At 64.6% G+C, this 11792-nt stretch carries 10 protein-coding genes; 6 read left to right on the forward strand and 4 right to left on the reverse strand.

The features are described 5' to 3' along the window. The first annotated feature begins 16 nt into the window (after positions 1 to 16). On the forward strand, positions 17 to 1486 hold the full coding sequence (locus tag LG367_RS07790; RefSeq protein WP_226468681.1) for a DUF1501 domain-containing protein: 1470 nt from the start codon (positions 17 to 19) through the stop codon (positions 1484 to 1486). 74 nt (positions 1487 to 1560) lie between these two features. Here LG367_RS07790 and LG367_RS07795 read toward each other — a convergent pair whose 3' ends face one another. Further along, positions 1561 to 4302 (reverse strand): TonB-dependent receptor plug domain-containing protein, encoded by a 2742-nt coding sequence (locus tag LG367_RS07795; RefSeq protein WP_226468682.1) that lies wholly within the window; start codon positions 4300 to 4302, stop codon positions 1561 to 1563. Positions 4303 to 4646: 344 nt separating this feature from the next. On the opposite strand from LG367_RS07795, the gene LG367_RS07800 reads away from it, so the two are divergent. From LG367_RS07800 to LG367_RS07820, 5 genes are all read left to right on the forward strand, one after another. Then, positions 4647 to 5912, forward strand: a complete 1266-nt coding sequence (locus tag LG367_RS07800) for an HlyD family secretion protein (RefSeq protein WP_226468683.1) — start codon at positions 4647 to 4649, stop codon at positions 5910 to 5912. Further along, positions 5909 to 8044, forward strand: coding sequence for a peptidase domain-containing ABC transporter (locus tag LG367_RS18620; protein WP_226468684.1), 2136 nt, complete (start codon positions 5909 to 5911; stop codon positions 8042 to 8044). Before LG367_RS07800 ends, LG367_RS18620 begins: the two co-directional genes overlap by 4 nt. A gap of 98 nt (positions 8045 to 8142) precedes the next feature. Further along, positions 8143 to 8307 (forward strand): hypothetical protein, encoded by a 165-nt coding sequence (locus tag LG367_RS07810; RefSeq protein WP_226468685.1) that lies wholly within the window; start codon positions 8143 to 8145, stop codon positions 8305 to 8307. 99 nt (positions 8308 to 8406) lie between these two features. Then, positions 8407 to 8577: a hypothetical protein gene (locus LG367_RS07815; protein ID WP_226468686.1), complete on the forward strand. Its 171-nt coding sequence runs from the start codon at positions 8407 to 8409 to the stop codon at positions 8575 to 8577. Positions 8578 to 8670: 93 nt separating this feature from the next. After that, positions 8671 to 9780 carry an MvdC/MvdD family ATP grasp protein gene (locus LG367_RS07820; protein WP_226468687.1) on the forward strand — a complete coding sequence of 370 codons (1110 nt, stop codon included), beginning with the start codon at positions 8671 to 8673 and terminating at the stop codon, positions 9778 to 9780. A 20-nt stretch (positions 9781 to 9800) separates the two neighbouring features. Here LG367_RS07820 and LG367_RS07825 read toward each other — a convergent pair whose 3' ends face one another. From LG367_RS07825 to LG367_RS07835, 3 genes are all read right to left on the reverse strand, one after another. Further along, on the reverse strand, positions 9801 to 10616 hold the full coding sequence (locus LG367_RS07825) for an aminoglycoside phosphotransferase family protein (protein ID WP_226468688.1): 816 nt from the start codon (positions 10614 to 10616) through the stop codon (positions 9801 to 9803). 87 nt (positions 10617 to 10703) lie between these two features. After that, positions 10704 to 11135, reverse strand: a complete 432-nt coding sequence (locus LG367_RS07830; RefSeq protein ID WP_226468689.1) for a hypothetical protein — start codon at positions 11133 to 11135, stop codon at positions 10704 to 10706. Beyond that, complete coding sequence (locus tag LG367_RS07835; protein WP_226468690.1) at positions 11132 to 11776, reverse strand: DUF5671 domain-containing protein; 645 nt, start codon at positions 11774 to 11776, stop codon at positions 11132 to 11134. The genes LG367_RS07830 and LG367_RS07835 overlap by 4 nt, the downstream gene beginning before the upstream one ends. Positions 11777 to 11792 lie beyond the last annotated feature (16 nt).

Below are 11792 nucleotides of genomic sequence, written 5' to 3' on the forward strand. Positions count from 1 at the left end.
TGCCATGTCACGACCCATGTCACGTTTAGCCCTCAATCGCCGCGAATTCCTCAAGGGCTGCGGCGCCACGGTCGCCGGCGGCGTCGCAGGCCCTGCGCTGTTCTTCTCCGATCCCGCCTTTGCCGCGGCCAATACCTACGACACCGTCGTGCACGTGTTCCTGCGCGGCGGCATCGACGGGCTCAATCTGGTGCCGCCGATTGCCGGCAACGACCGCACGTTCTACGAACAGGCACGTCCGGACCTCGCCATCGCCGCCACCGGCACCTACGCCGCGCTGCCACTGACGCTCGCCGACGGCAGCGCCACGGGCTTCGGCCTGCATCCTTCCGCGACCGGCCTGCGCGACATCTGGGCCGACGGCAAACTGGCGATCGTGCAATCCTGCGGCATGCTGACGACGGTGACGCGCAGCCATTTCGATGCGCAGCTCTATCTCGATCTCGGCACGCCCGGACAACACGGCAGCGGCACCGGCTGGATCACCCGCGCCTGGAACACGCAGCCCGGCACCATCGGCAACGAAATCATGCCGGCGCTGGCCGTCAACAGCCGCACGCCGGCGAACCTGCTCGGCGCGACGCAGGCGCTCAGCATGGGCAACCCGCAGGACTTCGCGCTCAACGCAACCGCCTGGGCATGGCAGAAGCGGCGCGACGGCGATCCGGCCGGCTACAAGGGCGTCAGCGAAACGCTGGCCTCCCTTTGGGCCGGCAGCACCGCGCTGGAGGCGAGTGGACAACGCGCCGATCGCTCGCTGCGCGTGATCGCGGCGCAACCCTATGCCGCGCTGCCGGCCGGATGGCCGACCACCGAATTCGCGCGCCAGTTGTGGACGGTGGCGCAATCGATCCGCTTCAACCTCGGCATGCGCTATGCCGCGATCGATCTCGGTGGGTGGGACACACACGAGAGCCAAGGCACCGCCGGCAGCGGCTACCACTACTACCAGAACAAGATCGCCGAACTGTCGCAGGCGCTGACCGCGTTCTACGCCAATCTCAAGACCGGTGGCGAGATCGGGCGCGTGACCGTGATCGTGCAATCCGAATTCGGTCGCCGCGTGCGCCAGAATGGCAGCGGCGGCACCGATCATGGCTACGGCAATCCGCTGCTGGTGTTCGGCGGCGCGGTCAACGGCCGCAGGATGTACGGACAGTGGAAGGGGCTGGACCCGGAAGTGCTGTCGTCCTACTTCGGCGATATTCCGGTCACCACCGACTACCGCCGCGTGCTCTCGGAATTGCTGATTCAGCGCATGGGCAACTCACAGATCAGCACGGTGTTCCCCGGTTACACCGGCTACGTGCCGCTCGGCCTGTTCGCCAGCAGCAACCTCACGCCGCCGCCCACCGGCACGCAACCCGCGTTGCCCGGCGATTCGCCCACGCGACACATCGAGGTTCCGACGAAACGATTCATCTCGACGAAACGGCGCACCTTCTATTGGCATGTGCTGCGCTGGCTGGAGTTGATGTTCAAGTAACTTCGCCGCCGCGTCGATGATGCGACGACAATGCGCGCCGGCCATGACTCTGGCCGGCGCGCTTCGCACTCGGCTCAATCGAAGTGCAGGTTGTACTCCAGCCAGAACTGCCGGCCATACGGATCGTAGTTGCCGACCGGGTAATACGGCCAACCACCCTCGCCCGTCTTGTCCAGCGGCGGATGCGTGTTGCGCAGGTTGTTGACGATCAGCGACAGCGAATTGTTGTCGTCGAACCGATAGCCGACGCTGCCGTTGTAGAGCATGTAAGGCGCGATGCGGCCGGTGCCGTCGGCATTGGGCAGGCTGCCGTAGCGGATGCCGTAGAGCGTTGCTGACCACGGCCCGCGCTGCCAGCTCACGTTGCCGTTGAGCTTGCTGCGCCAGCCGTAGAAATCGAGCCCGTTGCGCATGTCGATGGTGTCGGGATCGTCGGGAAACTGACGATATTCGTGCTTGATCACCAGGCTGTAGGCCAGGCCGGCACGGAAATCGCCGTAGGTACCGGCATTCCAGCGATAGTTGGTCTTCAGATCGATGCCGCTGACCCGTTCGTAGGATGCGTTGATCGCATTGGTGAGTACGCGCCGGACCTGGTCCGGCTGCACGGAAGCATCCGGAGGATTGCGCAGCACGCGACTGATCGCATCCTGGCAAAGCGGCGAATTGATATCGCGCGGTTCACCGCTGAGGGTACTACCGAGGCGGCAATCCGCTTCGGTGCGCAGGATGCGGTCGGTATCGAGGTCGGTGACCTGATTATCGAGACGGACGTTGTAGTAATCCACGGACAGATCGAAGTTCTGCGAGGGCGACCACACGAAGCCGAAACCGTAGGACTTCCCGTTTTCCGGCTTGAGTTCCGGGTTTCCGGTGCTGGTGTAGTCGATCGCCAATCCCGAGTAATCGCATTCGTCATACGGCTGCCCAGCGGTGCGGCAGCGCCAGTAGTCGGTCATGCCCGGGTTATAGCCGCGCGTCTCGGCGGCGAAGACATAGTTCATGTCCGGCGCGCGGAAGCTGGTGGCGGCGGTGGCGCGCAGCAGCAGGCTCTGCACAGGACGGAACTCAAGACCGGCGTTCCACGTGCTCTTGCTGATCTTGCGGCCGCCGAAACGGAACTCGTCATAACGTGCGGCCGCGTTCGCCGTCAGCTTCTCGAAGATCGGCACCTTGATCTCGGCGCCAATCGCGTAGCGGTCGCGCTCGCCTCGGGCCGGCACGCCCGCGGTCGTGTTCCAGAAAACGCCCTGCCCCAGTCTCGGATCGGGCCTGTTGCTGTAGCCCTGCTGCCCCGCCTCGACCACGGCGGCCAGATCCACGCCGCCCGCCGGCAAGTCGAACAGCTTGCCGTTGACGGTGAAGCTGAAGTTCTCGATCCAGGAACTGTTGACGCTCTCGTAGCGACCGCTCAGCGCGTCGTATTCGGACGAATTCAGCGGCCTGTAAAACCGTGACAGATCCGGGTTGTAGACGTTGACCCCGTCGATCTCGCCCAGCTTCGGACCCAGGAAGAATTCGTTGACGCCAACGAGCAACGCACGCCGCTTGGTGCGGTTCTCGTAACGCCCGCGATTGTAGGCGGCCTCGTAGCCCCAGTCGGAATCGCCGAAACTGCCCTTCGCCCCGACCGTGAACGCCCAGCTTTTCTCGAGATACCGCCGGTTGTTGGCGTGCGCCGAGGTGATTTCCTCCGGCATGAAGTTGCGCTGCAGGATTTCCGGATTCCCGGTCGCCTGATTGATGAAATAACCGTTGCTGCTGGCATCCGAAGTCCAGGTCGGCACGCTCGTGTTGTTCTGGATGCTGGCGATGCCGAGCGCTACGTCGGCGAAGAGTTCGGTACGATCGTTCAAGTGCCAGGTCAGGGCACCGTAGGCATCGGCGTTCTTCTTCTCGGTCTGGATGGTCCAGTACAGCGGCCTCGCCTCGTAGCTGCCGCAGTAGTAGCCCTGCCTGGGATTGAAGGCGCGGAACACGCTGTCCCCAGCCAGATAGCCGGCCGCGGAGCAGGCTTCCTCGCCGGGATCGATGTAACTGTTGCGCGACAGGTCGGCGCGACGGCGATTGAACACCGTGTACGGCAATCCCGGCACGCCAGTGGGCTCGTCGGCGTAGGAGTCCATGTAATCGCGCTGCGATCCCCAGATCGGCTTGCGATGCAGGAATTCGATGCCGTACACCACATCAATGGTGTCGTTCGAGAATCCGCTGGTGAACTGCAGGCGCTGATTCTGCCCGCCGCCTTCCTGCGTGCCACCGATGCGCACGTTGAGATCGCTGCCGTCGTAATGCTTCTTGAGAATGATGTTGACCACGCCGGCGACCGCGTCCGATCCGTACACGGCCGACGCGCCACCCGCCAGCACCTCGATGCGCTCGATCAAGGCGCTGGGAATGTTGGCCAGATTGACGATGCTGAGCGATCCCTCGTACGCGAGCGGATAGTCGGCCAGTCGCCGGCCGTTGAGCAGAATCAGGGTGTGGTTCGGCCCGAGACCGCGCAGATTGATCGTATTGGCCGCCGGGGTGAAGGTGTTGCCGAAATCCTCGCCCTGCACAGAACCATTGTTCTGGACCAGCGAACTGATCGCATCGAACACGCTGCGGAAACCCTGTGCATCGATTTCCTCCTTCTTGATCACGGTGACCGGCGACGGCCCCTCGAGCGTCGCGCGCGGGATACGCGAGCCGGTGACCACGACGTTCTCCAAACTGGTGACCTCGCCTTGCGATGTGGGTTTCGCTTCCTCCACGGTTTGCGCGACAGCGGCACCGGACAATCCGGCGAGAAGAAAAAGGGATGCCCACGGCAACGGGCGTCGCGATCGTCTTGCGGCGTACATTCGATGTCCTCAACGGAAAGTGCGGCCCCTGCGCGCGCAATCGTGCGGGGAGCCATGCGACGATTCTGTCTTTGCTGCACCGCGGCATACAATGAAGGCACGTCATGTCGTGATACCCGACACTTATTTGCGACTCGCGTCCGCTTCATGCTGCGAACGCACAGACAGCGCTTGCAACACTTGCCGGCTTTTGCCAGCCTCCGCACTTTCCCCCTGCAGCGGACCCCATGACCGATCACGCCCCTGCCCCGACGGATCTCCTGACTCCGTGCACGGCGTGACCATGCTCGATCTCCGCACAGCCTCCCGATGCCATGAATGACGGATTGTTCCGGCGCGAGGTACTCGACGCCAGAAAGGAGCAATGGCTAGGGACGGTACGATTGACCACGTCGCGGCTGGGCTGGCCGATGGCGCTGATCGCCGCTGCCGCCGTGCTGGCGTTGCTGCTGGTGCTGGCGTTCGGCAGCTATGCGCGCAAGGAGCGCGTGCAGGGGCGCCTGATCCCGTCCGGAGGATTGCTGAGTGTGGCGGCACCGGCGAAGGGGGTCGTCGCGCGTGTGCTGGTGCGCGAGGGCGATGCGGTACGCCGCGGCCAGGAACTCCTGGAAATCTCCTCGGACCTCGACGCCCCCGATATGGAAGGCGGATTGAGCGCGACCATCGGCGCGGCGCTGCAACAGAAACGCGAGCGCCTGCAAACCGACCTCAATGACCTGCGCCGAAGCGAAGCGCAACGCACGGCGGCGCTACGGGAGAAGATCGCATCACTGTCGCAGCAGCGCACGGCGGCGGAACAGCGCCATCGCCTGCGCAGCACCCAGGCCCGCAACGCGCGTGCGCTGCTGGAACGCGTGCAGCCACTGGAAAGGCAGCAGATCGTCAGTGCCGTGCAAATCCAGGGCTACGAAGCCGCCGCGCTGGAAGCCGAAGCCGCGGCGGAAACCAGCCGGCAGGAACAACTCGACATCGAACAGACGCTCGCCGCCACGCGCGCCGAGTTGAACGCACTGCCGCTGGACACCGCCACGCGTCGCAGCGAGATCGAACGCCTGCTGGCGGACGTCTCCGAGGACAGCGCACGCAATCGCGTGGAAGGCGGCTTGCGGCTGCGCGCGCCGCGCGCGGGGACGATCGCGGGCCTGTCGGTCTCGGCCGGTGACGCCGTCGGCCAGAGCCAGCGCCTGCTCTCGCTCATCCCGGAGCGCTCAGCGCTGCAAGCGGAGCTGTGGGTGCCGAGCCGCGCCGCCGGCATGCTGAAGACCGGTACGCGCGTGGCGATGCGTTACCACGCCTTCCCCTATCAGCAATACGGGCAACGTTTCGGCCGCATCGTCGAACTTTCCGGCAGCGCGTTGCCGGCGCAGGAAATCCTGGCACGCAGCGGCATCCGCCTCGATGCGCCAGCCTATCGCGCGATCGTCGCGCTGGATGCGGACACCGGCGCCGCCCTGCCCTTGCGCGCGACCATGACGCTCGACGCCGATCTGCTGCTCGAACGCAGACGCCTCTACCAGTTCATCCTCGATCCGCTGCGTACCGTCGACCCGCCGCAAGGCACGGCCGGAGGCACGCCGTGAAACTTTCGGACCAGAAGCGGCTCCCCGTGGTGCAGCAGAGCGAGATCGCCGAATGTGGCCTCGCCTGTCTGGTGATGATCGCCCGTTATCACGGCCACGACATCGACCTGGCCAGCATGCGGCGGCGTTTCCCGATCTCGCTCAAGGGCGCCGGCCTGTCGCGGCTGATCTCGATCGCCGGCACGCTCGGTTTCGAGACGCGGCCGCTGCGCGCCGAAGTGGAGCATCTGCGCGAGATCACGCCACCCTGCATCCTGCACTGGGACCTCAATCATTTCGTCGTACTGAAGCAGATCGACCGCGAACGTGCTGTCGTCCACGATCCCGCGCGCGGCGAAGTATCGATGTCCCTGGCCGAATTCGGGCGCCACTATACCGGCGTGGCACTGGAACTGACGCCCGCCTCCGGATTCGAACCGGTGCGCGAACGCCAGCGCATCTCCGTGTCGTCGCTGGTCGGCCGCGTCACCGGCGTGCGCCGCGCGCTGGCGCAAGTCCTGCTACTGGCGTTTTCGCTGGAAGTGTTGACGCTGGCGCTGCCGCTGTCGATGCAGTGGGTGGTCGACGACGTCCTGGTCTCGGCCGACCTCGGGCTGTTGACGCTGATCGGCATCAGTTTCCTCGCCATCGTCGTGCTTCAGTCCGCCACCGCCGCGATGCGCGGCTGGGTGGTGGCCAGCATCGGGGCTTCGCTCAATTCGCAATGGCTGAGCAACCTGTTCGGCCATCTATTGCGACTGCCGCTGGATTACTTCGAGAAGCGCAGCGTCGGCGGCGTGCTGTCACGCTTCATGTCGCTGCAGACGATCCAGCAGACCCTCACCGGCAGCTTCGTCGAAGCGGTACTGGACGGCCTGACGGTATCCCTGGTGCTGATCCTGTTGCTGCTCTACAGCCCGCTGCTCACCGGGCTGGTGCTCGGCGCCTTCGCCATCTATGCCCTGCTGCGCTGGCTGGCCTATCGCAAGCTGTGGTCGCTGAAGGAAGAGCAGCTGACCTTCGTGGCGCGTCAGCAGACGCAGCTGATCGAATCCATCCACGGCGTGCAGACCATCAAACTGGCGAACCAGCAGGCGCAGCGGCGCGCGCGTGTCGCCAATGCCACCGTGGAAGTCGCCAACCGTGAAGCCGCGATCGGTCGCGTGGCGGCGCTGTTCGGCGGACTGTCGCGGCTGGTCTTCGGCACGCAGCGCGTGTTGCTGATCTGGATCGCCGCCTGGATGACGCTGCGCGGACAGTTCAGCGCCGGCATGCTTGTCGTCTTCGTCGCCTACGCCGATCTCTTCGCCACCCGGACGAGCAGCTTGATCGACAAGTTCGTCGATCTGCGGTTGCTCGGCCTGCATGGCCAGCGCATCGCCGACGTCGCGCTGGAACCACCGGAGCCGCACGTCACCGGTCAGTATTCCGGTCCCGTGCCGGAGCCGACGCTGGTCGTGGACGGCGTCAGTTTCCGCTACGCCGAGGACGAGCCGTGGATCCTGCGCGATTGCAGTCTGCGCATCGAGGCCGGCGAATCGGTCGCCATCGTCGGCCCCTCTGGATGCGGCAAGACCACGCTGGCCAAGCTGCTGCTCGGTCTGCTGCATCCCGCGCACGGCAAGATCGAGATCGGTGGTGTCGACATTCGCCATTACGGCCTCGGCAACTATCGCGCCCGCTTCGGCACCGTGATGCAGGACGATGCCCTGTTCGCGGGATCGATCGCGGAGAACATCAGCGGTTTCGACACCGATGCGACGCCGGAAGCCATCGAGGCCGCCGCGCGCGCCGCGCAGATCCACGACGACATCCTGCGCATGCCCATGGGCTACGAATCGCTGGTCGGCGATATGGGGTCCACGCTTTCCGGCGGCCAGAAGCAACGCGTGCTGCTGGCGCGGGCGCTGTATCGCGAACCCTCCATCCTGCTACTGGACGAAGCGACCAGCCATCTTGACGTCGCGCGTGAACGCGCGATCAACGATTGCATCGCGGAATTGGCGATGACACGCATCGTCATCGCGCATCGCCCGGAGACAATCCTCAGCACCGATCGCGTTATCGAATTGCGCGACGGCGCAGCGATCGTGCGAAGCGCATCAGAATACGCAGGCGTATCGATCAGGGAGCGTGCGAGACATCACGATTAAGACGCTTCTAACAACCAATCAATGGACTTTGCCTTAGCATCGAGCACGACCATAGCCGATGCCGGACGGCTTTCGTTTCCGGCACAAGAGGACATGTCATGAGCCAGAAAGACATCAGCGAAACCAGCCGCCCGCTTGCCCGCAACGTCGCTCGCGAATTGACGCCGGCCGAAATCGAAGCCATCGCCGGCGGCCGTCCCGCAACCACCCACGCCACCGGCCCGAACGGTGACGACCCGGCCGATCCGGGCGATCTTGCTTAAGGCCGCATAGGCCAACGCACGGACGCGCATCCTGCTTCATTCAATACAACTCATTCGCACCGGCCGCACGAGCCGGCCCGCGACATTCAGGAGACATCCGTGAGCAAGTTTGAAACGCAGAAAGACCAGACTGCACGTCCGTTCGCCCGCGTCGCCGCGCGCGAGCTGACGAGGGAAGAAATCGAAGTCATCGCCGGTGGCCGTCCGCCGCCGGATCACACCCATGCCACGGGTGCCAACGGCGACGATCCCAGCGATCCCGGCGTTTGATGCCATCCCACCGCCCGTTCGGGCGGCAGCAGAACGTGCGCCCCGCAAGCCGGGGCGCATTTGCATCCAGAGACGCCGGAGTCCGCATCCCGCATGAAGAGAAGTCCGCTGATCCTTTCCGTCTACGCGCACGACATCCACGCCCATGCGGTGTGCTGGGGCTTGCGCCGCAATGGCGTCGCACCGGTCTGGGCGCGCAGTCTGGCCGACGATGCGCTCGCGCCGATCTCGTTCGAATGCGACGATCGCAATGGCCTCGTCGCTACGGGCGCGTTCGCGCCGGAATCGGTCGGCAGCATCTGGTTCCGGCGTCCGAGGATTCCCGAAGAGTTTCCCAACACTCGCGAGAGCGATCTCCCGTTCGTGCGCAACGAATGGAAGCGCTTCATCCACAACGCCTACGCGGTCGCCGATGCACTACCTGGCGCGTTCTGGGTCAATCGTCCGAGCGCGGCCGTCGAAGCCGAGAACAAGTTGACGCAGTTGCTCGTCGCGCAACGCTGCGGATTGACGTTTCCGCGCACGCTGGTGTCGTCCGACCCGGCACGAATCCGTCGCTTCGTCGCCGACAACAAGCAAGTCGTCTACAAACCCTTCCAGACCCACACCTGGCAGGACGCCGACGGCCGGATGTACAGCACTTACGCGCGCACCATCGACGCCAGCATGCTCGAGGACGACGACAGCCTGCGCCAATGCCCCGGCATCTACCAGGCGTTGGTGCGCAAGACGCATGATGTCCGCGTCACTGTCATCGGCGATCACTTCTTCGCCGCCAGACTGCAAGGCGACGACGATCCGACCTTCGTCGACTGGCGCTCCTCCTCCATCGGCAATCGCGTGCGCAGCGGTGTCGCGACCTTGCCCACGGCGCTGGAAACGAAGATCTCCGCGCTGATGCGCGAACTCGGCATCGTCTTCGGCTGCGTCGATCTGGCCATCGATGCCGATGGCGATGCCCACTTCCTGGAGATCAACCAGTCCGGGCAATTCCTGTTCCTGGAAGATTCCGTGCCGGAATTGCCTATCCTGCAGGCGATGTGCGCGATGCTGGCGCAAGGCCGCACCGATTACGCGCTGGATGCGATCACGGACGTGTCGTATGCCGACTATCTCGCCGGTGAGGAACACCGACAATGGTGGGATAGCGTCAGCGGCGGCATTCGCGAAGGTGGACGGATTCCTGGCGTGAGCCTGGAGTAATCGCGCCGCACCGGTCTCGATCAGGCCGCCAACAACCGCGAGGCTTCCCGCGCGACCGCCAGCGGATGGGCGGCATCCTCCTCGTTGCCGTCGCCCAGCCACCATGCGGCCGACAGTCCGGTGTAGGCCAGCAACCATTGCAGCAGTCGCCGCGGCTCGATCGCGGCGGCCTCGGCGATGATCTCGAGGCGGCCCGCCACGCGCTCCGGCGCGAGACCGAATTCTTCTTCCGGATTGCAGAGCATGTTCGCGTAATCGAAACCGCGCTCGCCGTAGACGCGTTTCGGATCGATGACGAGCCAGCCGCGTTCCTCGCCGAAATCGAGTACGTTGTCGTGATGCAGATCGCCGTGCAGTACCGTGATGTCTCGCGGCTCGGCGAGCAGCTGTCTGAAGACGGCTAGCGATTCCGTCAGCACACCGCCGTACTGATTCGCCATCGGTTCCAGATCGCGAAACCATTCCTGCAACGTCAGCAGGTTGGGCGGCGGAGGCGCCTTCTGTGCATGCAATCGCTCGGCGGCCGCGCAGAGGATGCGACAGGCTTCGTCGTCCCTGCCTTCCCGCACCATGCGCGTCAGCGAGCGCGTTCCCGTGGCGCGCTCCATCAGCAACGCGCCGCTCTCGGTGTCGTGCGCAAGCACGCGCGCGGCGCCGTTGCCGTTCCACCAGGCCATCAGCAGGCCGCCCAGCTTCTCTTCGGCCTCGCGCGCGAGCTTGAGCATGGCCGGCACGCCATTGGCGCACCGCACCGGCATCAGATCGCTGCTATGAGTGTTGAAAGCCTCGCCGTCGGGCGTCAGTTCCCAGCGGTCGAGATAAGGTGCGAATAGCATCAGCTGATGTCTCCGGAGATTCGTCCCGAATGCCCGCGACACGTGTCCACGAAGACAACTGTCAAACGGACATCGGAACCATCCGGATCACTTGAGGTCTTCGTCCTTGATCTTCAAGTCGAAGCACTGCTTGCCGGCTCCATGCTCCCAGTTCCTGGCGACCCAGTCCACGTCACGTGTCTTGGCGGTGTCGGTCGTGAAATGCGCGCACAACCGGAAATTGTCCTTCCCATCCGTGCTGTAGACATAAGGCGTGCCATCGACGGGATCGGCGATGTCCAGATGAGCACCCGGCTGGCGAGTTAGAGTTCCCAGATCAGGCGGTGGTTGCCCGTGCTTCTTCGCGTATGCGCGCACGGTGTTCGCGACCTCGTCGAGATCACGCGCTCGGCGCTGATCCAGCCGTATCTCACGCTGTGCCGCCGGCGACCCCATCACCGCGACCGCTCCGGCCACCGCCGCAACGATCGCTACCGAAGCCGCGATCAACATCCATTTTCCCACCGGCTTGGTGCTCATGCCTCACCTTCCTCGCGGCGCAGATCGTACAGGTAGTAACCGAATACGCTGCCGGCGATCAGCGCGGCCACCAGCACCTTGAGCAGGAAGCGCGTGCTCAGTTCACCGCCAAGCAGGTTGTACACCAAGGTCGTCATGTCCCCGACCAGCACCGCGGCGGCGATGAACAAGGTCAGATAGGTCAGCCAGCGTCGAACCGGAGACAATCGTTTGATCGGATGCTTCGCCACTTCACGAGTAATCAGATGCGACATGAAGACGAATACCGGGAACGCGATGATCAGCGCCGCCGTCGACCAGCGTATCTCGCTGCCGAGCCGCACTATCGCGTACTCCGGGACCGCCGGATCCGGCCAGAAATGGTTGATCAGATCGAACAGGAGACTGCCCAGGTTCCAGGCTGCGAAGTACAGCGTTGCGAACAACACCAGATACAGGAAGGCCTCGCGCGCGGACAGCGAGGCGCGTGGCTTGGGCACGGGTACCGGGAAACCGACATCGGCATAGGCGTCGAGCACGCCACGGGTCTGATCGGGCGTCCAACCAGCCTTCCCCAGCGCCTGCGCGATCGCCTCCTTGGACTGCCCGCGCAGCAGCGCCTCACGGACGAACAGCTCCAACTCCTGTGTTGCTGCGGCCATGCCACCTCTCCTGACG

The sequence above is a fragment of the Luteimonas panaciterrae genome, assembly GCF_020511115.1.
GTDB classification, from domain to species: domain Bacteria; phylum Pseudomonadota; class Gammaproteobacteria; order Xanthomonadales; family Xanthomonadaceae; genus Luteimonas; species Luteimonas panaciterrae.

Coding starts and splice junctions, on each gene's coding strand:
- LG367_RS07790 (WP_226468681.1), top strand. CDS start 17: ATGTCACGTTTAGCCCTCAATCGCCGCGAATTCCTCAAGGGCTGCGGC.
- LG367_RS07800 (WP_226468683.1), top strand. CDS start 4,647: ATGAATGACGGATTGTTCCGGCGCGAGGTACTCGACGCCAGAAAGGAG.
- LG367_RS07810 (WP_226468685.1), top strand. CDS start 8,143: ATGAGCCAGAAAGACATCAGCGAAACCAGCCGCCCGCTTGCCCGCAAC.
- LG367_RS07820 (WP_226468687.1), top strand. CDS start 8,671: ATGAAGAGAAGTCCGCTGATCCTTTCCGTCTACGCGCACGACATCCAC.
- LG367_RS07825 (WP_226468688.1), bottom strand. CDS start 10,616: ATGCTATTCGCACCTTATCTCGACCGCTGGGAACTGACGCCCGACGGC.
- LG367_RS07830 (WP_226468689.1), bottom strand. CDS start 11,135: ATGAGCACCAAGCCGGTGGGAAAATGGATGTTGATCGCGGCTTCGGTA.
- LG367_RS07835 (WP_226468690.1), bottom strand. CDS start 11,776: ATGGCCGCAGCAACACAGGAGTTGGAGCTGTTCGTCCGTGAGGCGCTG.